Source organism: Sorangium sp. So ce1504, assembly GCF_051521635.1.
In the GTDB taxonomy this organism is placed as follows: Bacteria; Myxococcota_A; Polyangia; order Polyangiales; family Polyangiaceae; genus Sorangium; species Sorangium cellulosum_B.
This window is the reverse complement of sequence record NZ_CP150365.1, coordinates 13,054,941-13,081,359: the sequence shown is the minus strand read 5'-3', so window position 1 is coordinate 13,081,359 and position 26,419 is coordinate 13,054,941. Positions and strand designations below refer to the sequence as shown.

The 26,419-nt window shown below is 69.8% G+C and carries 18 protein-coding genes; 10 read left to right on the top strand and 8 right to left on the bottom strand.

Translation table 11 applies throughout. The annotated features are described in order from the left end of the window. Nucleotides 1–54: 54 nt before the first annotated feature. The gene (locus WMF39_RS49380; protein WP_437743377.1) at nucleotides 55–915 is read left to right on the top strand and encodes a carbon-nitrogen hydrolase family protein; all 861 of its coding nucleotides are present in this window, start codon (nucleotides 55–57) and stop codon (nucleotides 913–915) included. Nucleotides 916–1,049: 134 nt separating this feature from the next. Here WMF39_RS49380 and speB read toward each other — a convergent pair whose 3' ends face one another. From speB to WMF39_RS49355, 5 genes are all read right to left on the bottom strand, one after another. Then, entirely contained in the window at nucleotides 1,050–2,072 is a 1,023-nt protein-coding gene (gene speB / locus WMF39_RS49375) for an agmatinase (protein ID WP_437743376.1), read from the bottom strand. 313 nt (nucleotides 2,073–2,385) lie between these two features. After that, nucleotides 2,386–3,459 (bottom strand): polyamine ABC transporter substrate-binding protein, encoded by a 1,074-nt coding sequence (locus tag WMF39_RS49370; RefSeq protein WP_437743375.1) that lies wholly within the window; start codon nucleotides 3,457–3,459, stop codon nucleotides 2,386–2,388. Between the two features lie 702 nt (nucleotides 3,460–4,161). Further along, nucleotides 4,162–6,375 (bottom strand): SulP family inorganic anion transporter, encoded by a 2,214-nt coding sequence (locus WMF39_RS49365; RefSeq protein ID WP_437743374.1) that lies wholly within the window; start codon nucleotides 6,373–6,375, stop codon nucleotides 4,162–4,164. A 216-nt stretch (nucleotides 6,376–6,591) separates the two neighbouring features. After that, complete coding sequence (locus tag WMF39_RS49360; RefSeq protein ID WP_437743373.1) at nucleotides 6,592–9,678, bottom strand: AAA family ATPase; 3,087 nt, start codon at nucleotides 9,676–9,678, stop codon at nucleotides 6,592–6,594. A gap of 424 nt (nucleotides 9,679–10,102) precedes the next feature. Beyond that, nucleotides 10,103–11,770, bottom strand: coding sequence for a serine/threonine protein kinase (locus WMF39_RS49355; protein ID WP_437743372.1), 1,668 nt, complete (start codon nucleotides 11,768–11,770; stop codon nucleotides 10,103–10,105). Between the two features lie 545 nt (nucleotides 11,771–12,315). On the opposite strand from WMF39_RS49355, the gene WMF39_RS49350 reads away from it, so the two are divergent. Next, on the top strand, nucleotides 12,316–13,443 hold the full coding sequence (locus WMF39_RS49350) for a serine/threonine-protein kinase (RefSeq protein ID WP_437296884.1): 1,128 nt from the start codon (nucleotides 12,316–12,318) through the stop codon (nucleotides 13,441–13,443). A 25-nt stretch (nucleotides 13,444–13,468) separates the two neighbouring features. Next, the gene (locus WMF39_RS49345; protein WP_437748134.1) at nucleotides 13,469–14,455 is read left to right on the top strand and encodes an NAD(P)H-quinone oxidoreductase; all 987 of its coding nucleotides are present in this window, start codon (nucleotides 13,469–13,471) and stop codon (nucleotides 14,453–14,455) included. Nucleotides 14,456–14,468: 13 nt separating this feature from the next. Here WMF39_RS49345 and WMF39_RS49340 read toward each other — a convergent pair whose 3' ends face one another. Both WMF39_RS49340 and WMF39_RS49335 read right to left on the bottom strand, forming a co-directional pair. Next, nucleotides 14,469–15,020, bottom strand: a complete 552-nt coding sequence (locus tag WMF39_RS49340) for a DUF2452 domain-containing protein (RefSeq protein ID WP_437743371.1) — start codon at nucleotides 15,018–15,020, stop codon at nucleotides 14,469–14,471. Further along, nucleotides 14,995–16,179, bottom strand: coding sequence for a hypothetical protein (locus WMF39_RS49335; protein WP_437743370.1), 1,185 nt, complete (start codon nucleotides 16,177–16,179; stop codon nucleotides 14,995–14,997). The genes WMF39_RS49340 and WMF39_RS49335 overlap by 26 nt, the downstream gene beginning before the upstream one ends. A gap of 185 nt (nucleotides 16,180–16,364) precedes the next feature. On the opposite strand from WMF39_RS49335, the gene murA reads away from it, so the two are divergent. The 5 genes from murA (at nucleotide 16,365) to sucD (ending at nucleotide 21,811) form a co-directional block, all read left to right on the top strand. Then, nucleotides 16,365–17,633: a UDP-N-acetylglucosamine 1-carboxyvinyltransferase gene (gene murA / locus WMF39_RS49330; protein ID WP_437743369.1), complete on the top strand. Its 1,269-nt coding sequence runs from the start codon at nucleotides 16,365–16,367 to the stop codon at nucleotides 17,631–17,633. Next, complete coding sequence (gene hisG, locus WMF39_RS49325) at nucleotides 17,630–18,265, top strand: ATP phosphoribosyltransferase (RefSeq protein ID WP_437743368.1); 636 nt, start codon at nucleotides 17,630–17,632, stop codon at nucleotides 18,263–18,265. Before murA ends, hisG begins: the two co-directional genes overlap by 4 nt. Nucleotides 18,266–18,418: 153 nt before the next feature. Beyond that, nucleotides 18,419–19,339 (top strand): hypothetical protein, encoded by a 921-nt coding sequence (locus WMF39_RS49320; RefSeq protein WP_437743367.1) that lies wholly within the window; start codon nucleotides 18,419–18,421, stop codon nucleotides 19,337–19,339. 298 nt (nucleotides 19,340–19,637) lie between these two features. Further along, complete coding sequence (gene sucC / locus WMF39_RS49315; RefSeq protein WP_437743366.1) at nucleotides 19,638–20,834, top strand: ADP-forming succinate--CoA ligase subunit beta; 1,197 nt, start codon at nucleotides 19,638–19,640, stop codon at nucleotides 20,832–20,834. 95 nt (nucleotides 20,835–20,929) lie between these two features. Then, nucleotides 20,930–21,811 carry a succinate--CoA ligase subunit alpha gene (gene sucD, locus WMF39_RS49310; RefSeq protein WP_437743365.1) on the top strand — a complete coding sequence of 294 codons (882 nt, stop codon included), beginning with the start codon at nucleotides 20,930–20,932 and terminating at the stop codon, nucleotides 21,809–21,811. A gap of 542 nt (nucleotides 21,812–22,353) precedes the next feature. Here the strand turns inward: sucD and WMF39_RS49305 are convergent. Next, nucleotides 22,354–23,394 carry an oxidoreductase gene (locus WMF39_RS49305; protein ID WP_437743364.1) on the bottom strand — a complete coding sequence of 347 codons (1,041 nt, stop codon included), beginning with the start codon at nucleotides 23,392–23,394 and terminating at the stop codon, nucleotides 22,354–22,356. A 458-nt stretch (nucleotides 23,395–23,852) separates the two neighbouring features. Between WMF39_RS49305 and WMF39_RS49300 the strand changes: the two genes are divergently transcribed. Beyond that, nucleotides 23,853–24,869 carry a hypothetical protein gene (locus WMF39_RS49300; RefSeq protein ID WP_437743363.1) on the top strand — a complete coding sequence of 339 codons (1,017 nt, stop codon included), beginning with the start codon at nucleotides 23,853–23,855 and terminating at the stop codon, nucleotides 24,867–24,869. Next, nucleotides 24,763–26,259 carry an HTTM domain-containing protein gene (locus tag WMF39_RS49295; RefSeq protein ID WP_437743362.1) on the top strand — a complete coding sequence of 499 codons (1,497 nt, stop codon included), beginning with the start codon at nucleotides 24,763–24,765 and terminating at the stop codon, nucleotides 26,257–26,259. Before WMF39_RS49300 ends, WMF39_RS49295 begins: the two co-directional genes overlap by 107 nt. Nucleotides 26,260–26,419: the final 160 nt, after the last annotated feature.

Here is a 26,419-nt window from a genome sequence, read left to right as displayed (position 1 = left end):
GTTCACGACGCCCCTCGAACGCACGCCGCAGAGGGGGTGTATAACGTCGCTTGTATGGCTCGCCTCCTCCACGTCATCGGAGTCCAGTCCCGGCCCGTGCCCGGCGACCCTGCTGCGACGCTCGAGAAGCTCGAGCGCGAGGTGCAGACGCTGGGGGTCTCGTTTCCCGAGGCGCAGCTCTACCTCTTTCCCGAGCTGTGGCTCACGGGGGATCACCCGTTCCGCCACACCTCCCCGTCGCACGAGCTCGCCCAGCCGATCCCGGGGCCGCTCACCAGGCGGCTCGGCGCGATCGCGCGCAGGGCTGGGAGGTGGCTCTGCGCCGGGTCGATCTACGAGCGCGCGGGGGACAAGCTGCACAATACCGCGCTCGTCTTCTCGCCGAGCGGCAAGCTCGTCACCCGGTACCGCAAGCTCTATCCCTGGATGCCCTTCGAGACCTGTGCGCCGGGCGATGAGCCCGCGCCCGTGTTCGACATCCCGCGCGTCGGCCGGCTGGGGCTCATGATCTGCTACGATGGCTGGTATCCCGAGGTCGCGCGCGGCCTGGCGCTGCGCGGCGCCGAGGTGATCCTGCACCCGACGCTCACCACGACGCCGGATCGCGAGGAGGAGCTCGTGCTCGCCCGCGCCCGCGCGATCGAGAACCAGTGTTATGTGGTGAACGTCAATGCCGCGGTGGAGATCGGCGGCGGGCGCTCCATCGCGGTCGATCCCGAGGGCCGCGTCCTCTTCCTGGGGGGCTCCGGCGAGGAGTACCTCGGGGAGGTGCTCGATCTCGACCGCGTCCAGACCGTCCGCGCCCACGGCACGCGCGGGCTGAACCGGGTGCTCCGCCAGTTCACCGAAGACTCGCCAGAAGCGGTCTTCGCGCCGTACCGAGGGCAGTCTCCGCGCCGCCGGACACGCTCGTAGACGCGACGCAGAGCGGCGGTCTCCCGCACAGGAGACGGGTCCAGATCGTCGTTTTCGGCGCGGAAGCGCACTCCTGTGCGCTGAGCACCGAAAACGACGAGATGGGCCCGTATCCGAAGCGGGTGACCGCCGCTCTAACGCCGCTCTCCCTCGGCCGGCTCCCTTGTTTTCTGCGCCCCTGGCCGGCACGCGAAGAGCCCGAGCCCCTCCTGCGCGATCGTCGCGCCAGCCAGCGCCGTGATTTCACCCACGTCGTAGGCGGGCGCGACCTCCACGACGTCCATGCCGACGAGCGCGATGCCCTGGAGCCCCCGCAGGATCTCCAGCGCGACCGCGGTGGACATCCCCCCGCAGACCGGCGTGCCGGTGCCGGGCGCGAAGCTCGGGTCGAGGAAATCGATGTCGAACGTCAGGTAAACCTCGTGGTCCCCGACGATATTACGAACGTGTTCGATCACCGCCCTCGCGCCATGGCGATGAACCCAGGGCGCGTCGAGCACCTGGAAGCCGAGCGTATCGGCGTTGTAAGTGCGGAGCCCGATCTGCGCCGAGCGGCTGGGCTCCACGAGGCCCTCCCGCGCCGCGTGGAAGAACATGGTGCCGTGATCGACCCGACCCGATCCGACCTCGTCGCTCCACGTGTCGGAGTGAGCGTCGAAATGGATCAGCGAGAGCTTCCCGCGGCGCTTGGACACGGCGCGCAGGATCGGGTAGCTCACGAAGTGATCCCCCCCGATCGAGAGGGGCGTCACCCCGGCGTCGAGGATCCGGCCGATGTGCTCCTCGATGGCGACAGGGCTCTCCTCCGGACGCCCGTAATCCCAGACGCAGTCGCCATAGTCCACCACGGCGAGCCGGTCGAGCGGATCGAACTCGTAGCCGTAAGGGCGGTTCCACGCGAGGTGCGCCGAGGCCTCCCGCACCGCGCGCGGGCCGAAGCGCGTCCCTGGGCGGTTGCTGGTCGCCGTGTCGAGCGGGATGCCGGTGACCGCCACATCGACGCCAGTCAGGTCGCGCGTGTACTTGCGGCGCAGGAAGGAGAGCGCGCCGCTGTAGGTCGGCTCGCGCCGAACGCCATAGAGGCTATCGGCCGTGAACGCGTTGTCTACGACCATGCCTCTCGCGCGAGCCGTGGTCTTGGAGCGATGATCTTCCATAGAGGTCCTTACGTTCAGATCGACGCACTCCACCTCGACGCGCCAGGCGCACCGGGCGCGGTGCGCTCCGGTGGCAGCGAGCTACGCCGTGCGCTCCAGCCGGGCTCGTCGCGCACGCGTCGGGGACGCGCCGGCGAGACGAGCGCCGCGCCAGCGGGACACGTCGGTGGCAACGAAGCATTCAGTCTTGCCAGGGGCTCCACGCAGCGGCCCTGATTCCAGCTCGGGCGTGCGCTCGACACCGGCGCGTCGCGCAGGATGGGCATCGGCGTGATCGGAGGCTGAGCACCTCGTTGGCGCCATCGCCTCGCGGTCAGTTCGATTTCACGGCCGCCCAGACCTCGTCGTAGAGCTTGGCCGCCTCGCCGAGATCGCGATGGTGCTCCAGGCGGCTCGCCTGGTCGCCCGTCGGATAGATGAGCTGGTTCGTGCGGTCTTCCACCGGCAGCTTGGCCTGCGCGGCGCTGTTCGGGGTCGCGTACTTCGTCATCATCGAGAGCTGCGCGCCGCCGTCGGGGGTCAGCATGTGATTGATGAACTTGTGAGCCAGCTCGGGGTGGGGCGACTTGGAGGGCACGGTCATCACGTCGACCCAGATCACGGAACCTTCCTTCGGAATGACGAGGGCGAGGCGATCCTTGTCCTCCCAGACCACCTTCTGCGCGTCCCCGTTCCAGACGACCGCCATGTCGACGGAGCCGCCCTTCACGTCCTGCGTCGCGCCGATGCCGCCCTTGAAGCCGAGGCACTTCGGGTTGCTCTTGGCCTCCTTGAGGATGCGCCCGGCCTCCCGGATCTCTTCAGGCTTCGACGTGTTGCTGGAAAATCCCTTGTACTTGAGCGCCGCGCCGACCATGTCGCGCATCTCGTCGATCAGCACGAACGTGCCCGGCGTCTTCTGGGCGTCGAAGAGCACGCCCCACGTCGGATCCATGTTGGGGATCTTCTTCTTGTTGTAGATGATCGCGACAGTGCCCCACTGGTAAGGGATAGAATACTTGTTGCCCTCGTCGAAGTTCGGGCCCGAGAACCGCGACTCGAGGTTCTTCAGGTTGGGGAGCTGGGCGTGATCCAGGGGGCGGATGAGCCCGCGCCGCGCGAGCCGCCCGCTGGCGTGCGCCGCCATCACGACGACATCGTACTGCGCGTCGGCGCCCGCATAGGCGAGCTTGCTCTCCATCTCCTCGGTGGAGTCGTAGATCGTGAGCCGCAGGCGGGCGTTGTTCTGCGTCTCGAAGTCCTTGATGCTCTTGTCGTCCAGGTAGTTCGGGAAGATGAGGACGCTGAGCTCGGAGGGCTGAGCCGCAGCTTCCTTGGTGCCCGACTCTGCACGTGCTTCAGAAGGAGCCTTATCTTTGCCGCAGGCGGCGACCGATAGGACACCCAACAGAATGGCTAGTACCATCAGGGGGCGACGTTGAGTTTTCATAAGTTGTCCTTTCTCCAGCTGCTCAAGGCGGACAGGCCTGCGGGTGTTCGCTGGCGCGATGCTGGCCTCTGGGGTCTCCGGAAACGCCAACCAGCGGAGCGCGTCTGCGGACCGAGGCCCCCATCGACCGGTAGGACGCGCGGGATGCCGGGCAGCCCCGGCCGCAACCCTATGGACCGTGGATTGCAAGCGCGCGTCCCCTTGTCAAGGAAAATGTGTTGCGCGGTAAGCAACACGACTGGCCTTCTCATTCGGAGCGAAACCACGACTGTTCGCAAGCTTAGGCGAATCGTACATTCCGTGGCTCTGAATCCGAAAGAGATCGTCGAAATTGCATTCAAATGTGTGTTCGCCGCGCATCCACGCGCATCCGGGATAGCGTCTACACGAGATTGTTCTCCCCCAGGTGAAACGGCGCGCGGCACGGCAATGCGTGTTTCGACGCTACCGGAACACAGGACGGCAATGCTCGCGGGCTGCGCTGGGTCGTCGTGCGCGATAGGATCTGCGGGAGCCAGGTGCTCACGCGTGCAGCATTGAAGAGCGGACACGCCGGCTCCCCGGCGCGCGACGCGCACCGGCGGGAGGCGTACTGCCGTCGCACCATGCTGCAAGCGAGTCTCCACGGGAACGCAACGCTCCAGGCCGAACCGATCGAGTCTAGTTGAACAGCGATTTCACTGGCCCCGTCGAGTGCACGATCCTCCGGGCCAGCAGCGTGACCACGAAGTGATGGAAGGCCGCGGCCAGCTCGGGCGCCTCCTCCGTCATTCGCTGCAGCGCCTCCTCCGTGAGCCGGTAGAGCGTGGACTGCCGGCTCGCGGTGACCGTCGCCGACCGCTTCTCGCCCATGTAGAGCCCGGACTCGCCGACGACCGACCCCGGCCCCATCGTGCGGAGCCGCTTCACCTTCTTCCCGTCGATCTCGAGCCAGGCCGTGAGCTCTCCGCTCTCGATGAGGTAGAGGTCCTTCGAGACATCTCCGGCCCGGAACAGATCGAACCCATCCGGAAGCTCCACGCGCTCGAGGTAGTCCTTGAAACGTAGCATTCCCGGGCGACCGCCGAATACATCCTGGAGATCGTAGAACAGCATCGGAGGCGGCAGCATGCTGGGCGGCGCATCTGCGATGATCTCCTTCTCACACGCCTCGAGGCCTCGATCCAGATCCGGGTAGATCCGGCAGACCTCGTCGTCATCGCCGACGAAGACCTCGCCCCGCTCGAGGTGATTGCGGATGTCCACACGCACCTCCGTGAAGATGAGCTTGACGCCGTGCGCCTTGGCGAGCCTGCGGAGCCGGAGGAAGCTCGCGATGGCGGACGAGTCGATGCCGTTCACGTGGCGGAAGTCGAGCAGCAGATAGCGCACCTCACCTTCCTCGCTCTGGATGCGCTGCTGGGCGGTCGAGAGGAGGTTGTACGCCGTCCCGAAGAAGATATAGCCCTGGAGCTGGAGCACGTTGAGCTGCTTGGCGCGCTCCGTCAGGGTCATCTCCTCGCCGTCGCTGCGAGCGACGTTGCTGCGCAGGTAGACCCCGGAGATGGCGTTGCGCACCACCTCGATGCGGCTGTAGCTGAGCGCGAAGAGGATGAACGAGACGCCGAGCCCCACCCCGATGCCGACAAGGAAGCCCCGGACGGCGACGACAAGGAGGATCACCACGATGACGAAGTACTCGATGCGCCGCAGCCGGAACCAGCCCTCGTAGAGCGTGTTGATGAGGAAGTGGAATCCGAGATAGGCGATCAGGCCCCCGAGGACGGGGCGCGGGAAGTACAGGATGGCGTCGGCGCCGACGAAGAGCACGACGCAGCTGATCGCCGCCGCGACCAGCCCCGAGACGCGGCTGTTCGAGCCGGCCTTGTAGCTCATCGACGACTCGGCGAGCGACAGGTAGCCGACCATGCCGCCGAAGAGGCCCGTGACGATGTTCGCGACGCCCGTGGCCCGCAGCTCGCGGTCGAGATCGATCTCCTGCTCCGTCGCGAGCTCCACGCCCGACGCGCTGAGCAGCACGGTGATGGCGGCCATGATCGTGACGGCGGCCATGTTGCCGGCGCTGCCGAACAGGACCGACCAGTCCACCTTCCCGAAATCCGAAGCGCCGATCGGAGGCCAGAGCGACGCGGTCGGGAACGGACCGAGGAGCCAGCCGCTGTCGAGCACCTGCTGCACGCTGACGCCGGCGAGGCCCAGCGAGACGTAGAACACCACGATCGAGCCCCCGAGCAGCACGGGGAGGAGCAGGAGCGACGAGAACCGCCGCAGCACCAGGAGGAGCAGGACGCCGAACACGAGGCCCGGGAGGACCCGCTTCAGGAGCTCCGGATCCATCACCACGCTCGGGAAAATGTCGAGCGTCGATGGCTGGCCGGACATCACCGAGATCGAGCCCTGGAGGAGGAGCCAGCCGGCGCCGGCGATGAAGCCGCCGGCGACGGGGTACGGGATGAAGCGGACCAGGATGCCGAGCCGTAAGAGGCCGAGCAGCAGGAAGAAGCCGCCTGCGACCACGGAGGTGATCGCGATGGCGGCCACGACCGTCGGGAACGGGCTCGCCGTCGGGTCCTTCTGCGCGATGCCCGTCGTGATCGCCGCCGCCATCGAGGCGAGAATGACGGCAGCGTCCTCCTGCGGCGCGGCGATCACCGGCTTGTAGGAGCTGAGGAGAGACACGATCACGCCGACGATGACGGAGCTGATCAGGATGATGCCGATCCCTCTCGAGAGGTATTCGGCGAGCCCGTGGTTGAAGATCAGCGCGCCAAGAGAGATATCGAACGAGACGACCAGCGTCCCCGAGACCATTCCGGCGATCACGGCGGGCATGAGCTTGGAAGGCTTCGCCTTCTCAAGGAGCTCCTCGTTCAACAGCGCAGGTGACTCCTTTGTTGCCTGTCGTGTCATGCTCTTGGGAGACCTCGTGATCGATTGTCAGCGGAATTCGCAGGGCGGCGAGGGCCGGGGCGCGCCGGCGCCGCGCGGGCCGGCGGGGCCTCTGCACCGCGATCTAGGGAACGTGCGACGACGTCGGACGACGGGGTCGCCTTCGCGTGGGCGGAGCGCACGGCAGCGTCCCCCACCGGCTCAAGAGGCCCCCAGCTCACGCTCGATGGCAGCGGCCTGCTCCTGCAGGGCTTCCGCCTCGCCGAGGTGGCCGCTCAGCCGGTGCAGCTTCGCGAACTCCCCGAGGAGCCTCGCCTCCTCGCGCCGGTTCCCGATCTGCCGCTCGACCGTGATCGCGCGCGAGTAGAGCGTGCGAGCGGCGTCGTACCGGCCCTGGACGGCGTAGGCCATCCCGAGGCTCGCGAGCGTGAGCCCCTCGGCCGGCAGGTTGCCCGCCTCGCGCGCGGCGCGCAGCCCCTCCTCCCAGTAGGTGCGCGCGTCGTCCGGCTGCTGCATCGCCCAGTGCGTGCGGCCGAGGCCGAGGAAGCCGAGCGCCTCGGACCCGCGGTCGCCGAGCTTCTGGGCGTCGGTGAGCACGCGGATGTGCTCCTGCCGCGCCTCCTGGTACCGCCCCCTCGCCTCGAGGACGTCGCGCGCGAACTCGTAGCGCACGACGACGCTCTCGGGCGTCGGCTCCGGCGAGAGCTTGAAGTAGACGCGGTAGAGGCGTGTCGCCTCCTCGTGGGCGTAGCGCGCCGCCGCCTTGCGGGCGCCCGCGAGGAAGTAGCGGCGCGCGTGGTCCACCTTGCCCGCGCGGCGCCAGTGGCGGCCGAGCGCGACGAGCTGGTCCTCGAGGTCATCGCCGTAGAGGCTCTCGATCGCCTCGGCCGCGAGCCGGTGGAGCTCCTGGAGCCGCGCGCGGGACTGCATCTCGTAGGCCGCGTTGCGGAGGAGCGCGTTGCTGAACTGGAAGCGCCGCTCCGTCATCTGCGACCAGATGCACTGCGCCTCGCCGATGCGCACGTGCTCCTCGAGCACGGAGGCGTCGGGGAGCATCAGCGCGAGCACCCGCAGGTCGAACTCGCGCCCGAGGACGGCCGCGGCGACGATCGTCTGCTTCACCTTCGCGTCGAGCCGGTCGAGGCGCGAGATGAGCAGGCTGTTCACGTTCTTCGGCGGCATGAACGTGTTCGAGATCGAGATGGAGCTCGAGCTCGAGCCGTAGCGCCCGTCCTCGAGCCAGTAGGCGAGGATCTCCTGCGCGAAGAACGGGTTGCCGCCGGCCGTCTCGCAGAGGAGCGTCGCGAGCATGTCCGGCATCGGGCCGCCGAAGAACGGGACCGCGAGCGCGAGGAGCTGCTCGCGCGGCAGCGGCTTCAGCTCGATCACGTTCTCGGAGATGCCCGGGTCGAGCGGGATGCGGACGGGGGTGCCGTCGTCCTTGCGCCGCGTCGTACAGATGATCGCGATGGGCAGCCCCCGGCACGCGCGCGCGATCACGCGCACCGCCTCGAGCGAGTCCTCGTCGGCCCAGTGCGCGTCCTCGAGGTGCAGGATCACCGGCTGGAGCGACGCCTCGGCGAGGAAGACGAAGCTCAGCGCCGAGAGCGTGCTCGTGTACCGGAGCTTCGGGTGCAGGCGCTCGTACGGCGAGTCCTCCCACCGGATGCCGATAAGCGCGGCGAACACCGAGCGCGCGCGATCGAGCTCGCGCTTCAGCGCGGCCTGGCTCTCGGGCAGGCGCTCGAGGAGGTACTCGAACGCGTCGTCGAAGTTCGTGAGCTTCTCTTCCTTGCCGAGCGCGGAGGACTCCCAGAAGTACTCCTTCAGCGCGAACTCGAACGCGTTCAGCGAGCTCTGGAGCGTCTGGTCGCAGCGCGCGTCGATCCACAGGAAGGGCCGGTCGCTCTGGTGCTCCTCGCAACGGTGGCGGAAGCGCTGCACGAGGTAGCTCTTCCCGAGCCCCGGCTCGCCGTCGATGTACGTGATCCCGGCCGGCTTGCCCTCGAAGATCGGCCCGACGTAGCGCACGAGCTGCTCGATCTCCGCCTCGCGGCCGATGAGGCCGAGGTCGTAGAACTCCTTCTGGACCGAGATGCGGCGGCGCTCCAGCGAGTAGACGAGGATGGGCAGATCGAAGCCCTTGAACCGGAAGATGTTCTCCGTCGTCCACTGGTAGCTCGTCTCACCGGCGCGGAAGACCTGCTCGTCGGCCCAGATCGCCGACCAGGGGGCCTTCGCGACGAGGCGCGCGGCGAGGTTCGTCGCGCGGCCGATGCACGCGAACTCGTGGCGCTCGGTGCCGCCGTTGAAGCCGGCGTACCGGACGTCGCGCGTGATCCCCGCGCGGAGGCGCATCTGCCGGAGGCCGCGCTTCTTCAGCTCCAGCGCGAAGTCGAGCGCGCGATCGTTGTCGTTCTCGTGGGTGATCGGGGCGCCGAAGTGGATCAGCGCGGCGATGCCGAGATCGCCCGCGTCGATGCCCGTGAACGTGCCGCCGTAGAGCTCGGAGAGCTCGTGCAGGAGGCGCGTGAGCTCCGCGAAGCTCGGGATCTGCTCGAACGAGAGGAAGACGCTCGTGACGTTGCGGAACTCGCCCTCCGGGGGCATGTCCGCGACGCCCCTCGCCACGAACGCGGTGCCCTCGCCGCGCGGCGGGTTCCTCGGGACCTGCGGCATCCTGGGCGCCGGCACGTCGCCGAGCTTGTAGACGCCCTCGCCGTGGTACTTCGCGCTCGCGGGCGGGATCCGATCGCAGAGCGCGCGGTCGAGGAGGATGTCGCCCTTCAGCGCTTGCCGCTCGATCGCGACGCACGCGGCGAGCGCCTGCCCGTGGAAGTGGTAGTACGCGCGCTCCGGGGAGATGCGGACGATACCCCACTCGACCGAGCCCCACGCGAGCCCCATCCGGAACGAGAACGGGAAGCTGCCGAAGGGCGTGTCGCGCTCGGGGTGCTCCGCGAACAGGTCGCGCATCGCGAGCGCCGCGCCGAGCACGTACTCCGCGACCTTGCGGTCCGGCGTGTCCTGGAACAGCGCCGTGAACGCGTCGCCCGCGAAGTTCGTGATGAAGCCCCCGGCGTGGTGGACCGCGGCGATGAGCGGGTCGAAGTAGTACCGGAGCGTGCCGGCGAGCGTCTCCGCGCCCGCGCGGCCGTGCTGCATCAGCTTCTCCGTGAGCTCGGTGAAGCCGGGGATGTCGATCATCAGCACCGCCCCCGTGAAGCTGCCCTCGGTGTTGCCGAGAGCGTCTTGCTGGATGATGAAGTCGGGGACGAGCGGGTTCATTTCCTTGCTCCTCAGCAACGGATCCCGCTTGGAATCGGCCTGGGAAGCGCGTCTGCGGGACGCAGAGCCTGGAGTCTACTGCCGGCGGGAACGGATGAATACCGGGATCTTCGATCGATCGTTCGGGCGGTCAGCGCGGCCTGGGTTCGCCGCTGGATTTGACGTTCGCCGCGCTGCACGGGCTGAGCGTGCGCGTGTTCGTGCGCGTGTTCGTGCGCGCGTTCGTGCGCGTACATTTGCGCATGTTCCGGAGAATGCGGCACATCGTCTCCTTCACCGTCACCGTGCGCGCCGCGCGGGGGGTGCCCGCCGACGGAAAGCCTGGAACAAGGTGCCTCCACGTCGGCGAGGACATCCGCCCAGAGCGGCCGCGCGGTGAAGACAGACGGGGAGACGACGATGTGGTGTGTGGGGCGCTGGAGGGTCATCGTTCGATCTGGATATCCAGCGGCCGAGGAGAAGGAGGCGGGGGCGGCGCGTCGGGGGCGGGCGCGGGCCTGGGGGCCGGCCGGCCAGAGTACGGGCGAGGCGCCGGGGCGGCCGGGGGCGGCGTCGGCGCTGCAGGCGTGCTCGTCGGCGCCGCTGCCTGCTTCGTGAGCGTGGCGACCAGGCGCACGGACTGATCGGAGGGGCCCTGGACGATCGAGTACGGCTCGTACCCCTCGTGGCGCACGGTCAACCGGCGCGGGTTGGCGCGCACGGAGCTGTTCGTGAGCGACAGCTGGAGCGGCGTGTTCCCGAGCGGCTTGCCGTCTTCCAGCACCTCGGCGCCGGACGGCATGGACTCGACCATCAGCACGAACGACCCGACGTCGGCGGGCGGCGGCGCGACCTGCGGCTTCTCCGGTTGCGCGGCGGCCGGCGCCGGCGGCGGCTCGCCGGAGCGCATCTGCGACATCGCGACCCCGATGCCCGCGACGGCGAGGACGCCCACCGCGACGAGCACGATGCCCTTTCGGCCCTGCGGCGCGGCGTCGGCCGGGCGCGAGGCGGCGCCGAGCGAGGCGTCGTCCACCTGCGAGGTCGTGGCGCCGGACGTCGACGTGGGCGACGACGAGCTGGCGGGGATCGCCGTCATCACGCGCACGGGCGGCATCGGCGTCGGCATCCTGCCGGTGCCGGTGGAGTCCATGGTCACGAGGCCCGTCGAGCCGAACGCCGGGGACAGGCCCATCGCCTGCGCGCACTCGCCGAGCCCGCGGATGAGGGCCTCCATGTTGGCCGGTCGGCCGTCCGGATCCTTCGACAGGCAGCGCAGCACGAACGCCTCGAGCGGCTCGGGCACGTCGGCCTCGGGGTTGCGCTCCTTCATCCGCGGGACGGGCTGCTGCAGGTGGGCGATCAGGATCTGGACCGAGTTCTGCGCCTCGAACGGGACCTTCCCGCAGAGCATCTGGTAGAGGATCACGCCCAGCGAGTACACGTCCGTCCGCAGATCGACCTTGCCGTGCGAGATCTGCTCCGGCGACATGAAGCGCGGGGAGCCGAGGAACGAGCCCTGCTGCGTGAGCTCCTCCGAGTCGTCCGCGAGCACCTTCACGAGGCCGAAATCGAGGATCTTGACGAGCTCTCCGGTGTCCTCGCCGGGGACGAGCATGACGTTCGACGGCTTCAGATCGCGGTGCACCACGCCATGCTTGTGCGCCTCGCGCAGCCCGCGGGCGATCTGCCGGGCGATGCCCATCGAGTCGGGCGCCGAGAGGCGGCCGGCCTTGCGCAGCCGCCGGAAGAGCGTCTCGCCCTCGAGGAACTCCATGGCCATGAAGTACCGCTCGGGCTCCATGTTCTCGACTCGGCCGTAGTCGAAGACCGTGACGATGTTCGGGTGCTGGAGCCTGGCGAGGATGCTCGCCTCGAGGAAGAAGCGCTTATGAAAGTTGGGGTCGATCTGATTCGATGAGTTCGTGGGCGTCAGGACCTTGATCGCGACCTGGCGCTCGAGGGCGATCTGCTCGCCGCGATAGATGACGCCCATGCCGCCCGTCGCGAGGAGGGAGTGGATCTTGAACTTCTGATTCAAGACCTTTCCCAGCAGCGGATCGGACTCACCGCTGGCCGAGGCACCGTCCGAAAGCTTCTCCGCCGTGCTCATGGCCTCTGTCTCTTTCCCCTTCCCATCCCGCTGGCCCCCACTGCTGGCAGTCGGGGAAAGCGTACCCCGAGCCCGTCACGCGCTGCCCAACGCTCGACTTACGTTCGATTCACGTACTGGTTTACGTACTGGCTTACGTGCTGGTCAACGTTCAGGTCGACGTACCGCCTTACGTTTCGTCTTACGTTCCGGATTACGTTTCGTCTTACGTTTCGCCTTACGTTCGGATGCAAATTCTGGTACCCGCCCCGCTGCGGTACCTCTCGCGCTCGTCGGGTTGGTTTTCGGACCGGCTGCGGCACGTTTGAGCTCAGCCTACCGTAAGCCGCGAGCCGATCCAACCCAGCTGCTGAAGATGACATGGGTTGGCTACCCAACCACACGCTGTGGGCGTGCCCCCCCAGCCGGGACGCTCGCTCCCTGAACGAGCTTGCTGCATGGGCGGATGTACCCGTACTCTGACCGGGTCCCCGATGCCGCCGCAGCACTTCATCCGATGCCAGGCGTGCGGGTTGCCGCACCCGTCGGACACCGAGAGGTGCCCGGTGCACGGCACGGCGCTCACGCCGAGCGTCGCCCCGCCCTCCTCGACGCGGGTACCGCCGACGAGCAGGGGCGAGTCGGGGTGGCCGGTGGACGGGCCGCTGCCGCCCGATATCGATCCCGATCAGCCGCGGCCGACGAAGGAGGCGCCGCTCGTCGGCCGCCTGCTGCACGACCGCTACCGCATCCTCGGCGTCATCGCCAAGGGCGGGATGGGGATGGTCTACGACGCGATCCACATCGGCCTGCGGCGCCGGGTCGCGATCAAGACGCTCCGCGGCCAGTACGCTCAGAGCAAGACGGCCATCGCGCGCTTTCACAACGAGGCAGCCGTCGCCGGCCGCTTCGGCCATCCGAACATCGTCGAGGTCTACGATCTTGGCGTGCTCGACGACGGTACGCCCTACCTCGTGATGGAGCGTCTCGAGGGGGAGACCATCACCGAGCGGCTCGCGCGCGAGCGCCCCATGCCCATTCCCGTCGTGCTGGACGTGGCCGTCCAGGTGCTCAGCGCGCTCGTCGTCACGCACACCGAGGGCATCCTCCACCGCGATCTCAAGCCGGACAACATCTGCCTCGTCGGCGGCGACCGCGGCCCGCTCACCGTGAAGGTGCTCGATTTCGGCGTCGCCGAGGCGTTCAACACGGGGGTGGCGCCGTCGATCCTCGTCTCGATGGCCGCCGCGGGGAGCCACGCCATCGCCGGCACGCCCGCGTTCATGGCCCCGGAGCAGGCGCAGGGCGTCCGCGATCTCGACGCGCGCGCGGACCTCTACTCGGTGGGCATGCTGCTCTACGTGATGCTCACCGGGCAGCTGCCGTTCAAGGCGCCGACGGCCGCCGCCCTGCTCGCGGAGATCCAGCGCGTGAAGCCGATCCGCCCGCGCATGCTGCGGCCCGAGGTGCCCCACTCGCTCGACGTCGCGACGATGCGCGCGCTCGCGCTCGACCGCGAGGAGCGCTTCCCGAGCGCGGCCTCGATGATGGACGCCCTCGAGCAGGTGCAGATCGAGGCGGCGATCGGCGGCAACGCGCCGGCCGAGCCGGAGAAGGAGCCGGCCGATCCGGACTCCGAGAAGGTGGAATACTTCTACCGGAAGAGCGTGCTCCCGCCGCCCATGGAAGAATGAACGGGGCGTGAGCAGCACATTGAAGATGCGCGCCGTCGTCATCCGCGAGCCGGGCGGGCCGGAGGTCCTCGAGGTGCGCGAGGTCGATGCGCCCGAGGTGCCCGACGGGCACGTGCGCGTCGCCGTCCGCTTCGCCGGGGTGAACCGCGCCGATCTGCTCCAGCGGCTGGGCTTTTACCCGGCGCCGCCCGGCGCGCCGCAGGACGTGCCGGGGCTCGAGTACTCCGGCGTGGTCGAGGCCACGGGGAAGGGCGCGCGCCGCTTCGCGCCGGGCGATCGCGTCTTCGGCCTCCTCGCGGGCGGCGCCTACGCCGAGCGGGTCGTCGCGCACGAGCGCGAGGTCGCGCCGGTGCCGGACGGGCTCACGGACGAGGAGGCGGCGGCGGTCCCCGAGGCGTTCGTCACCGCCTACGACGCGCTCGTGACGCGCGCCCGGCTCGCGCCCGGCGAGCGCGCGCTGGTGCACGCGGTCGGCAGCGGCGTGGGCACGGCCGGCCTCCAGATCGCCCGCGCGCTCGGGTGCTTCGTCGTCGGGACGTCGCGCACGCAGGACAAGCTGGATCGCTGCCGCGAGCTCGGGCTGCACGCCGGGATCGTGACGTCGGGCGCGACGTTCGCGGACGAGGTGCTGAAGGCGACCGGAGGCGCGGGGGTCGACGTGGTCCTCGAGCTCGTCGGAGGCGCGTACGTCGGCGAGGACCTCAAGGCGTGCGCGCTGAAGGCCCGGATCGCGCTCGTCGGGCTGACGGCCGGCGCGTCCACGGAGCTCGACCTGCGCGAGCTCCTGCGGAAGCGCGTCGAGCTCTTCGGCACCGTGCTCCGCTCGCGCCCGCTCGAGGAGAAGATCGCGGCGGCGCAGGTGCTCGAGCGGAACATCTCCCCCTGGCTCGCGAGCCGCGCGGTGCGGCCGGTCGTGGACCGGGTCTTCCCGATCGGCGATGCCGCTGCAGCGCAACTTTACGTCGCCAGCAACGCGTCGTTCGGGAAGGTGCTGCTCCAGCTCGGCGGGTGAGCGAGCGCCGCGGTCAGGCGCCGCGGCCGGTGAGCCGCGCGAGCGCGCCGGCCTCCGCGTCGTGCGCCTCGGCCTCTTGCGCCGGCGTCCACGACATGTCGACCTCGAGGCGGTACGAGCCCTCGAACGCGTGCGGCGGCGAGCCGCCCCACTCCTCCGGCGAGAGCATCGAGAGGTAAGGGACGCCGTCGCCGCGCCGGTACAGGTGGTAGACGTGGCCGGGCCGCTTCTTGAAGTTGCACGCCGCCCGGTGGAGCTCGCCGTCGCGCTGCGCCGCCTCGAGGACCCGCCGCGCCTCCTCCTGGAGCGACCGGATCTGCCGCGCGATCTGCGCGAGCTTGCCGCCGGTGACCGCGCCGAGCAGCGCGTCCGCCTGCTGGATCTCCCGCGCCACGTCGACGAGCTCGTGCGGCGCGGAGAGCCGGCTCAGGGGATACGGCGAGGTGCGGGAGGGCCCCTCGTGGCGGCCGCCGCCGTGCTTCGTGTAGCCGTCGTCGCTCATGCGGTCCACGTCGTCATGGATCGTCCACGGCCCGGCGTCACGGGTCAGGGCACCCGTCTTCATCCGCGACGCCGTCCTCGTCTTCCTTCTGCGTGGGGCAGCGGTCCTCGTCGTCGAAGACGCCGTCTTCGTCGTTGTCCCCTTCGGGGCACCCGTCGTCGTCCTGGAAGCCGTCGCGGTCCTCCGCGAGCTCGCCGCACTGGTCGACGTCGTCCGGAACGCCGTCCTCGTCGGCGTCGTGGACGCGCGGGGTCCAGGCCACCGAGAGGACGGCGCGCAGCGGCGTGGTGCCGACGCCGCCGGCCAGCGCCGTCTCGACGCCGGCGAGGAACGAGACATCGCCCAGCGCGTAGCGCGCGGCGAGGCCGAGCTCGAGCGCGGCCGCCTCCTGGCTCGCGAACGGCGCGATCGGCGAGAGCGGGAGGTGCCCGTGCGCCTCCAGGAAGAACGTGGCGCGCCCTTCCGGGTCGATGCCCAGGATCTGCGGCCGGAACGAGAGGCCGAGGCCGAAGGGGAGCTCGTGGCCGAACACCGTGGGGCACGGATCGTCGCCCGCGGCGGGGACCGGGGTCGCCTGGCACCCGAAGCGGGCCTCGCCGGCGCGGAGCTTGACCCCCGCCGCGAGGTGCGCGCCGAGCGCGATCAGGCGGTACTCGGCGAGGAGCCTGAGCTCGTTCGTGACGCCCCCCTCGCCCACGAACGACGCCTCGTCCCCCGTGGGCAGCGTGAAGCGCTCGTGCAGCGCGAGCGCGAGCCCGCCGAGATCGCCGCCGGTGGGCTGCACGAGCGTGAGCTTGCCGATGAGGCCGAGATCGCCGAGCGCCTGCGCCGGGAGCCACGTGTCGCCGAGCACCCGCGTGGCGTCGGACATGGGCGCGTCGCCGGTCTGGTGGAGGACCACGGGCAGCGTGAGCCCGACGAGCAAGCGCCGCGCGATGCCCACGCCGGCCGCGAAATCCGCGCTGACCTGGTGGCGGATGACGTCGAAGCGGACCTCGCCCGAGGCGGGATCGCGGAGCACGATGGGGCGGTAGGCGTACGAGGCCCAGAGGCTCGCGCTCCACTCGCCCGTGTCCGGGGTCGCGGCGGGCTCGAGGTAGACGCCGGCCCCGGGGTCGATCGAGGCGCGGAACCCGCGGAGATCGGCCGACGGCTGCGCGGCTGCGAGCGGGGCCACAGACGCGGCGAGCAGCGAGGACAGGGCGATGGCGCTCGGTCGCATGGCCGGTGGAGACTAGACGAGCGCACGGGAAGCGCACGGGAAAGTGGGCCCCGTCGCCCGCCGGCCCCGCGCGGTGAGCCGGCGGCGATCGCGACGGCCGGCGCCGAGCGCGGGGCGAAACACGGCGCGCGGCGCGCGGCCCCCGAAACATCGCGTTCCGCCGCGGGTTGTGCGATAGCGGGGGCATGGACTCCATCCGGATCCGGGGCGGGAAGCCGCTCTCCGGCAAGATCCGCATCAGCGGCGCGAAGAACGCCGCGCTGCCGATCCTCTGCGCGACGCTGCTCTCCGACGGGGAGAGCTTGCTCCGCAACGTGCCAGCGCTGCGCGACATCGAGACGACCTCGGCGCTGCTCCGGTTCCTCGGGCGCAACGTCGAGACCGCGCCGCCGCTCGTGAAGGTCGGCGCCGGCGACAACGTGCGGCCCGAGGCGCCTTACGAGCTCGTCAAGCAGATGCGCGCGAGCGTCATGGTCCTCGGCCCGCTGCTCGCGCGCTTCGGCCGCGCCAAGGTGTCGCTCCCCGGCGGCTGCCAGATCGGGACGCGCCCGGTGGATCAGCACCTCAAGGGCCTCGAGGCGCTCGGCGCGACGATCCGGCTGTCGCGCGGCTACATCGTCGCGGAGTGCAAGCGGCTGCGCGGCGCGGAGGTCGTGTTCGATCTGCCGACGGTGACCGGCACCGAGAACCTGATGATGGCCGCGGCGCTCGCGAAGGGGCGGACCACGCTGGTCAACTGCGCGCGCGAGCCCGAGGTCGAGGAGCTCGGCCGGGTGCTCAACAAGATGGGCGCGCGCGTGAGCGGCGCCGGCACGGACGTCATCCACATCGAGGGCGCGGACGAGCTGGAGCCGTTCGACCACGCGATCATCTCCGACCGGATCGAGGCCGGCACGTACATGGTCGCGGCGGCCGCGGCCGGCGGCGACGTGCTGATCGAGAACGCGCCGCTCGAGGACCTCGAGGCGGTCGCGGCCAAGCTCCGCCAGGCGGGCGTCGAGGTGGGCCGCGAGGGCGACTGCGTGCGCGTCCGCCGCGAGGGGCGGCCGCTGCGCGCCGTCGACGTCACGACGGCGCCGCACCCGGGCTTCCCGACCGACATGCAGGCGCAGTTCATGGTCCTGATGTGCCTCGCGCAGGGCACGTCGCGCATCGTCGAGACCATCTTCGAGAACCGCTTCATGCACGTCCCCGAGCTCTCGCGGATGGGGGCGCACATCGACGTGGACGGCCACACGGCGCACGTGCACGGCGGCGCGCCGCTGTCGGGCGCGACCGTGATGGCCACCGATCTGCGCGCGAGCGCGTCGCTCGTCATCGCCGGGCTCGTGGCGACCGAGGGCGAGACCGAGGTGCTGCGCGTCTACCACCTGGATCGCGGCTACGAGTTCATGGAGCGCAAGCTCGCGCAGCTAGGCGCCGACACGGTGCGCGTCGAGGGGCGGGCCGGATGACGAAGCCCCTCACCATCGCCGTCCCCAAGGGGCGGATCCTGAAGGACCTCATCCCGCTCGTGCGGCGCGCGGGCCTCGACAGCACGCCCCTCGAGGAGAACGATCGCCGCCTGGTCCGGCCGACGGCGGACGGCGCGTTCCGGTACGTGTTCCTGAAGCCGGACGACGTCCCGACCTACGTCGAGTACGGCGCCGCCGATCTCGGGGTCTCCGGCCGTGACACGCTCCTCGAGCGCCGCCACGATCTCTACACGCCGCTCGATCTCGGCATCGGCCGCTGCCGCCTCGTCGTGGCCGGGCCGGAGGACACGGAGGTGCCCGATCTGCCGCGCGTCGCCACGAAGTACCCGCGGATCGCCGGGGATCACTTCGCGAGAAAGGGCGTGGTGGCGGAGATCATCCCCGTCCACGGCTCGGTGGAGCTCGCGCCGCTCGTCGGGCTCTCCCACCTGATCGTCGATATCGTCGAGACGGGCTCGACGCTGCGCGAGAACCGCCTCGAGGTGCTCGAGACGGTCACCGAGGTGAGCACCCAGCTCATCGCGAACCGCGCGTCCTACAAGCTGCGGAGCGACGTCATCCGCCCGCTGGTCGAGCGCCTGAGGGCCGCGACGGCCGGCGCGGGGCGGTGATCGCCGCGGGGGCGCTCGTCGCCGCTCGCTGATCGAGGACAGCCGCCGTCCGGAGACCCAGAGAGAGAGGAGGCCCAGCTGCTACCGCACCTCGCCGCGCTCCCGGCCGACATCGACACCTGGGTGGGAGGGGGGACCAGCGTCGTCGCGGGCGTGCACCGCGAGCAGCCCGCGGCCCTTCGCTTCGACGCGCTCGCGCAGGCCGAGGTCGGGCTCCGGCTCGCGAGCGGCTCGCTGTACTTCCGGCTCGATCTCGACGTGCAGGCGACCACGGCGCCGCTCGGGCTGCCGGCGTTCGGGCTGCCGGCGTTCGTCTACCCCACGTGGTCCTTGCTGACGCCGGGGATCAAGATCGGCCCGCCCGAGTGGGCGATGCTCCAGATTGGCCGCGAGGATCACCACCTCCGGCTGGGCATCATCACGCACCCGATTGGCATCGAGGACTGGGACGGCTGGATCAACTATTTCCCGACAACCTCGACCATGATCAGCACCGTCCCGGGCCGGATGCTCGGCGTCGAGCCCGGGCTCGTCCTCGGCGAGGGATACGAGATCAACCTCTTCGGCGGCTTCGATCTCGACGTCGATGCGCCGACGTTCGGCGCCGGTCTCACCACGATGCAGCCGCTCTGGTCGACCTGGTCGGGCGTCGCGCTGTATCCGTCGATCGATTTCTACTCGGCGGTCGTCGCCCTGGAGCTCTACCCGGCCGAGGCGCTGTCCGTGTCGATCGACGGCAGCGTCGGGCTGGTCGGCGCGGCGGACGAGGCGGGAGCGATCGCGCTGAATCCCTGGGTGGGAGGCGAGATCATCGCCAATGTCCTCCCGAAGGTGGCAATCCATCCGGTCTTTAGAGTCCAGGCTCTCTACGAACCGGAAGGCGCCCTCTCTGCCTTTCTGTTCGCGCCTCAGCCGAGCGTCTCCGCGAGCGCCGGGCTCACCTACACGCCGTTCGATGAGCTCAAGATCAGCCTCGAAGGCAAGGTCTCCAGGGTCGAGGACGACATCCTGCCCGGCCTGTTCACCCTCGTGGCGCTCCGCCGGCCTGAGCCGCCGCCCTACGCCGCCAAGTGAGGCGACGAAAGCGGCGCTGTGCCCCCGCGCCGCACGCGCCAGGGCGCAGCGCCGCGGGCGCCGACGTCATGCACCACCAAGGCAGACGACGTCGAGCGCTGCGCCGCCGCACTTTTCCATGGATGGGTGAGCCGGCGCGAAACACTCGAAACGTAACGTGCCGGAGCGTAACAAAACGTAACACGTGACTCGCGCGCGGCCAGGGTAAGGCCAAGGCACCGGGCACACCGACGTCCGTCGACCCTGTTTTTCGAGTCTCGCGCGGGCGCGGCCTTGTGATAGGGTGGCGGCCCCTCTCATGAAAATCCACGAGTATCAAGGCAAGCAGCTCTTCGCTCGCTACGGAGTGCCGGTACCGAAAGGGGAGCCCGCTTTCCAGGCAAGCGAGGTGGCGCCGATCGCCGATCGGCTGATCGCCCAGACAGGCAACCCGGTCGTCGTCGTGAAGGCGCAGATCCACGCGGGCGGCCGCGGCAAGGGCGGCGGCGTCAAGGTCGCGAAGGGTGGCAGCGCGGAGGCGACCGCCCTCGCCGAGAAGATCCTCGGCATGCAGCTCGTCACCAAGCAGACGGGCCCCGAGGGGCAGAAGGTCCGGCGGCTCTACATCGAGCAGGGCCTCGACATCGCGCGCGAGCTCTACTTCGCGATGCTCGTCGATCGCGAGCGCCGCCGCGTCGCGGTGATCGCCTCGACCGAGGGCGGCATGGACATCGAGGAGGTGGCCCACAGCACGCCGGAGAAGATCTACAAGCTCTTCATCGATCCGGTGCTCGGCCTCGCCCCGTACCAGGGGCGGCAGCTCGCGATCGCGCTCGGGCTCACCGCGAAGGAGACGCAGCGCCAGTTCCTGAAGCTCGTGGCCTCGCTCTATGCGTGCTTCACCGCGGAGGACTGCTCGCTGCTCGAGGTCAACCCGCTCGTCGTGACCGGCGCCGGCGACGTCTTCGCGCTCGACGCGAAGGTGAGCTTCGACGACAACGCCGAGTTCCGGCACGCCGACTGGAACGGGATGCGCGACGTCGACGAGGAGGATCCGGTCGAGCTGCAGGCGAAGCGGGCCGGGCTGTCCTACGTGTCGCTCGACGGCGACATCGGCTGCCTCGTGAACGGCGCCGGGCTCGCGATGGCGACGATGGATATCATCCTCCATTACGGCGGAAAGCCGGCGAACTTCCTGGACGTCGGCGGCGGCGCCTCGCAGGAGCAGGTGAAGACCGCGTTCCAGATCATCCTCCGGAGCGAGCGGGTCCGCGGCGTCTTCGTGAACATCTTCGGCGGCATCATGCGCTGCGACGTCGTCGCGGCCGGGGTCATCGCCGCGGCGAAGGAGCTCGGGCTCAAGGTGCCTCTCGTGGTGCGCCTCGAGGGGACGAACGTCGAGGCCGGCCGCAAGCTGCTCGACGAGAGCGGCCTGACCATCCAGTCGGCGAGCTCCATGGCCGACGGCGCGCAGAAGATCGTGGCCGCCACGCGCGGCGGCAAGGCCGGCGCCTAGGGCGCCCGCGAGCACCGAGCCTCGAACCCAGTTGAGCAGCGAGCCAGCGGCGATGGCCGAGCTCCTGTCCACGTTGAAGGTAGAGTAATCAAGCGATGAGCATCCTCGTCAACAAGGACACGCGGGTCGTCTTCCAGGGCATCACGGGCGCCTACGGGTCGCAGCACGCCCGCGCCTGCATCGAGTACGGGACGAAGGTCGTCGCCGGCGTGACGCCGGGCCGCGGCGGCCAGCGATTCGAAGACAAGGTGCCGATCTTCGACACGGTCGAGCAGGCCGTGCGCAACGAGGGCGCCGATGTCTCGTGCATCTTCGTGCCGCCGGTCGGCGCGGCCGACGCGATCACCGAGGCCGTCGATGCGGGCTGCAAGCTCGTCATCTGCATCACCGACGGCGTGCCGGTGCTCGACATGATCCGCGTCCGTCGCTTCCTCGAGGGGAAGCCGACGCGGCTCATCGGGCCGAACTGTCCCGGCGTGATCACCCCGGGAGAGTGCAAGATCGGGATCATGCCGGGCCACATCCACAAGAAGGGGCACATCGGCGTCCTCTCCCGCTCGGGCACGCTGACCTACGAGGCGGTCGGCCAGCTGAGCGCCCTCGGCATCGGCCAGTCGAGCTGCGTGGGTATCGGCGGCGATCCGGTCGGCGGCATGGACTTCATCGACGTGCTCGAGCTCTTCAACCAGGATCCCGACACCCACGGCGTGGTGCTGATCGGCGAGATCGGTGGGACGGCCGAGCAGCGCGCGGCGGCGTGGATCAAGAAGAACATGAAGAAGCCGGTGGCCGCGTTCATCGCCGGCCGCGCGGCGCCTCCGGGCAAGCGCATGGGCCACGCCGGCGCGATCATCGCGGGCGGCGAGGGCACGGCGGCCGAGAAGATCGCGGCGCTCGAGGCGGCGGGGGCCAAGGTGGCCGCCACGCCGGCCGAGATGGGCATCGCGATGCAGGCGGCGATGGCGGCGGCGCGCTGATCTTCTGGCCCGAGAGGGCGTCGAGCGTGCAGCGGCCTTGCTGTGCGCGATCTTCCGAATTGCCCGGCCCGCGGCGAGGGTGCTCGTTGGGCGGGGCGGGGGCCCCGCCGAACTCGCCCGAGACATCTCTCCTCCAGCTTCGCCGGAGGAGAGATGCCTCGGGCTCAAACATCGGCCCATCCCCCACCCCGCCCAACGAGCACCCTCGCCGCGGGCCTACCGCCGTCCCTTTTTAACCCACCTCAGACATCGGCCCATCCCCCACCCCGCCCAACGAGCACCCTCGCCGCGGGCCTACCGCCGTCCCTTTTTAACCCACCTCGGACATCGGCCCATCCCCCACCCCGCCCGGCGAGCACCCTCGCCGCGGGTCTACCGCTGTCCCTCTCGGGGACTACCGCTGTCGTTGGTGACCCACCTCGGATATCGGCGCATTCCCACCGCCCGATAAGCACCCTCGGTACGAGACGACAGAGGTCGCGTGAGCATGCGCTCTTCAACCGCTTCTCAACGCAAGCAGCGGTTTTCCTGCGCAGCGTCGATCACGCCCCCAGCGATATCGTCCGCCGCTCGGCGGCGCTCTTCATCGCGGCCTCGATGACGCGGATCACGTCGCGCGCCTCCTCGGCGCGCACCGGCGGCGGGGCGCCGTCGAGGATCGCCGCCGCGATGCCCTCGTAATAGGCCTCGTAGGCGCCGGGCAGGCTCTCGATTACGCGGCGCTCGCCGCTCGCCGTGACGAGCGTGCCGAACGAGCGCGGGTCGTCACGCCCCCACTCCGGTACACCCGGGCGTGTGCCTGCCTTGAGGGCGTCCTCCTGGCCGTCGATCCCGTGCTTGAGGAAGCTCCCGCCGTCGCCATGGACCGCGAAGCGCGGCCCCGGCTCGGGCACCAGCGTCGAGGAGCGCACGATCACCCGGCGCTTGCCGTAGTCGAGCGTCAGGTGGAAATAGTCCACCGTGCGCGCCCCGGATCGCTGCGCGAGGACGTCGGCGGTCACCGCGCGCGGCAAGCCGAAGAGCACGAGCGCCTGATCGATCAGGTGCGCGCCGAGGTCGTACAGGATCCCCGAGCCCGGCGCCTCCTGCTCTCGCCAACCCTGCTTGATGGCGGGGCGGAAGCGATCGAAGTGCGCCTCGTACGAGGCCACCTCGCCGAGCAGGCCCTGCTCGATGCAGCTGCGCACGGTGCGGAAGTCCGCGTCCCAGCGGCGATTCTGGAAGACCGAGAGGAGCCGGCCCCGGCGCGCGGCCAGCGCGATGAGCTCGTCGGCCTCGGCGCTCGTGATCGTGAACGGCTTGTCGACGACCACGTGCTTGCCCGCCTCGAGCGCGGCGCGCGCGAGCGGGAAGTGGGTCTCGTTGGGCGAGGCGATGACCACGAGGTCGATCCCTGGCTCGGCGATCAGCACCTCGGGCGTCGAATGCACGGCGACGCCCGAGTGGTCGGCCATGACCTGGCCCTCCCGGCGGGTCGCAATGGCGGCGAGGCGCAGCCGAGAGACGGACCGGATCAGCGGGGCGTGGAAAACGGCGCCGGCGAGGCCGTAGCCGACGAGGCCGACATAGACGCGCTGGGACATGGCAGGACGGGCTCGTCCGGGACGCTAGCCCGAAGAGGCGCTGGGGGGAAGCCCAGGCGCGAAAACGCCGAGGAGCCTCCAGAGGCGCGTGACGGCGGCTGGCGAACCGCCACAGGCATCGGCAACACCACGCACGCTCGCGCCTGGTGAGCCGCCACAAGCATCCGGCACGCCGCGATTGCGCCTGGCGAGCTGCCACAGGCATCCGCCGCGTTCGCTAGCGCGCTCGGCGATATGCCCAGAGCATCCACATCGCTCGTCATCCCACGAGGCACTCCGCACAAGGCTTCTTCGAACCCTACGAGCTCACGCCGGAGGCACGCGCGAGCGACGATCACGGGCGAAGTGGTCACCGCGCATCCAATGTCGTCGCCCGTGCCCCTCATCGCCGTGGAACGAGGCGGTTCGTGCAGACGCGGCGCGGCGGTTGCGATACCCTCCTGCGCTTGGAGGCTTTGATGCAAGCCAAGAGCATCCTTTCCGTGGTGGCCCTGACCACCTTGATCGCCGGTAGCCCCTTCGCGACAGGGTGCAAGACCACCGCCGAGGCCAGCGTGACCGAGGAGTCGGTCCAGGCGGTCCCCGTGGCGATCGAAGATCCGTTGACCGAGGAGCACGACGGCGGCTCGGTCGGGTGGGAGTTCGCGCCCGACGGCGCCGTGAAGGCGATCGTGAAGGCGCCTGACGGCAAGCCCATCGACAAGGACGTGAGCGGCACGCTCACCTGGAAAGGGCCGAACGGCGACGCGCAGGCCCCGCTCGCGCTCGACGCGAAGACAGGGCTCCTCGTCGCGACCGGGCCCAAGCTCGAGGCCGATCTCACCGAGGTGAAGTACAACATCAGCGTCTCCGGGAAGCCGTGGAATGGCACACTCCACGTGCCCTCAGGGGGCACGAAGGTCATCGTCGAGGGCGCGAGAAAGGCGGAGAAGAGGCCCATCCCCCCCGGCAAGACGGGCCCGAACGGCGGGGTGATCCAGGTGGTCGGCGACGACACGATCGAGGTCGTCGCGGACAAGGCCTCCGGTCAGGTCAGGGTCTACGTCCTCGACGCGGACCTGAAGCCGATCCCCGTCGGCGACCGCAAGATCAAGCTCGGCTTCGTGGGACAGGGCTCCGAGCTCGTCGTGCTCACCCCCGGCCCGGGCGGCCTTTACTGCGTCGGCAAGGTCGGGGCGAAGGTCAACCCGGTGAAGCTCACCGTCGTCGTGGCGCACCCGACGCACGCCGACGTGGTGCTCGTCGGCTACCGCCCCGGCGTGCACGTCATCGTCGGCCCGAGCGCGCCTGCCCTCAACGTCGTGGTGGCGACGGCGTGGAACGTGGATGTGAAGGTCAACAGGGCTCCTGGCGTGGTGGTGGTCCACGATGACGACGACGACGATGACGACGACGGGCGAAGGGTCCACATCCACGTGCACGGCAAGCACAAGGGCAAGCACAAGCACGGGCACGCGCACGGGCACTGGAAGTGACCTCGCGCGGCGCTGGGCGGCCTACCTCACCGCCGAGGTCGACGCCGCCTCGCTCGCCGTCTTCCGCGCCGGCTATGGCGCCCTGATCGCGTGGGAGGTCGTCCGGTACGCGCTCCACGATCGGATCTACCGCTATTACATCGAGCCAGGCTTCTTCTTCAGCTTCGTCCCCCTCGTCCGCCCGTGGGGCGGGACTGGGATGTACTGGCACTTCGGCGCCCTCTTCGTCCTCGCGCTGCTCTGCGCCGTCGGGCTCTTCTACCGGGTGAGCGCCGCGCTCCTCTGCGCTGCGCTCACCTATGTCTTCCTCCTCGACAAGGCACAATACCTCAACCACCTCTATCTCCTTTGCCTCCTCGGGCTGATGCTCGCCGCCGCCCCGGCGCACCGCGCGCTCTCGCTGGATCGCCTCCGCGCGCGGCGCGCCTCGCCCGCAGGGGCGGCGCCCGGCGCGCCGGCGGAGACCGTGCCGCGCTTCTATCTCTTCGCCCTGAAGGCCCAGATCGCCATCGTCTACTTCTACGGCGGCGTCGCGAAGCTGAACGGCGACTGGCTCCGGGGGCAGCCGCTCACCATGTGGCTCGCCGCGCACGGCGACGCGCCCCTCGTCGGGCCGCTCCTGGCCTCACAGGCAGCGGGGCTCGCGCTCTCGTATGCGGGGCTCTTCATCGACCTCTCGATGGGCTTCCTGCTCTTCTCCCGGCGCACCTTCCCGTTCGGCGCGGCGCTCGCCGTGGCGTTCAACCTGTCCAACGCCCTCCTGTTCAAGATCGGTATCTTCCCCTACGCGATGATCGCCTCGCTCGCGCTGTTCGGCGATCCCTCGTGGCCGAGGCGGCGGCTGCCCTTCCTGTTCAAGGGCGCGGACGCCCCCGGCGACGTCGCCCGCGTCCCCTCGCCCGCCGCGCCGCGCCGGAGCGCGCTGCCGCTCGCGCTGCTCCACGGGTATCTCCTGTTCCACCTCGTGGTGCCGCTCCGCCACTGGGTCTATCCGGGCGACGTCGCCTGGAACGAGGCCGGACACCGCTTCTCGTGGCGCATGAAGCTGCGCGACAAGAATGTGAGCGAGCTCGGGATTCACGTGCTGGATCCGAGGACCGGCGTGCGCGAGCCGCTCGACGTCGAGGCGTGGCTCACGAGCCGCCAGCTCGGGGAGATGTGCGCGCGGCCCGACATGCTCGTCGACTTCGCGCACCACGTGGCCGATCGCTTGCAAAAGGACTCCGGGGTGCGGCCCATCGTCACGGCCACGGTCGTCGCGTCGCTGAACGGAGGTCCCCTCCGCGACCTCGTCGATCCGACGCTCGATCTCGCGTCACAGCCGCGCGGCCTCCTCGACCACCCGAGCTGCGCGTCGCCAGAGGGGTCCTTGATGGCACGCTCACGGTAGGCCCTCGGGGCATGGGCGTTAACCAAGCTCGGTCACGCTCAGGGCGCGAAGCCCGCCCCCCTCCACCCCACCATCGGTCACCAACGTGAACGTTTACGTGGTCGTGAACGTTTACGTGGTCGTGGTCGCGGTCGTTCACGGCCTACCGTTGACGACCACG

Bases quoted from the DNA above. Each gene is read 5' to 3' on its own strand.
- WMF39_RS49380 (WP_437743377.1), top strand. From the start codon at position 55: ATGGCTCGCCTCCTCCACGTCATCGGAGTCCAGTCCCGGCCCGTGCCC.
- speB (WP_437743376.1), bottom strand. From the start codon at position 2,072: ATGGAAGATCATCGCTCCAAGACCACGGCTCGCGCGAGAGGCATGGTC.
- WMF39_RS49360 (WP_437743373.1), bottom strand. From the start codon at position 9,678: ATGAACCCGCTCGTCCCCGACTTCATCATCCAGCAAGACGCTCTCGGC.
- WMF39_RS49355 (WP_437743372.1), bottom strand. From the start codon at position 11,770: ATGAGCACGGCGGAGAAGCTTTCGGACGGTGCCTCGGCCAGCGGTGAG.
- WMF39_RS49345 (WP_437748134.1), top strand. From the start codon at position 13,469: ATGCGCGCCGTCGTCATCCGCGAGCCGGGCGGGCCGGAGGTCCTCGAG.
- WMF39_RS49340 (WP_437743371.1), bottom strand. From the start codon at position 15,020: ATGAAGACGGGTGCCCTGACCCGTGACGCCGGGCCGTGGACGATCCAT.
- WMF39_RS49335 (WP_437743370.1), bottom strand. From the start codon at position 16,179: ATGCGACCGAGCGCCATCGCCCTGTCCTCGCTGCTCGCCGCGTCTGTG.
- murA (WP_437743369.1), top strand. From the start codon at position 16,365: ATGGACTCCATCCGGATCCGGGGCGGGAAGCCGCTCTCCGGCAAGATC.
- hisG (WP_437743368.1), top strand. From the start codon at position 17,630: ATGACGAAGCCCCTCACCATCGCCGTCCCCAAGGGGCGGATCCTGAAG.
- sucC (WP_437743366.1), top strand. From the start codon at position 19,638: ATGAAAATCCACGAGTATCAAGGCAAGCAGCTCTTCGCTCGCTACGGA.
- sucD (WP_437743365.1), top strand. From the start codon at position 20,930: ATGAGCATCCTCGTCAACAAGGACACGCGGGTCGTCTTCCAGGGCATC.
- WMF39_RS49305 (WP_437743364.1), bottom strand. From the start codon at position 23,394: ATGTCCCAGCGCGTCTATGTCGGCCTCGTCGGCTACGGCCTCGCCGGC.
- WMF39_RS49300 (WP_437743363.1), top strand. From the start codon at position 23,853: ATGCAAGCCAAGAGCATCCTTTCCGTGGTGGCCCTGACCACCTTGATC.
- WMF39_RS49295 (WP_437743362.1), top strand. From the start codon at position 24,763: ATGACGACGACGACGATGACGACGACGGGCGAAGGGTCCACATCCACG.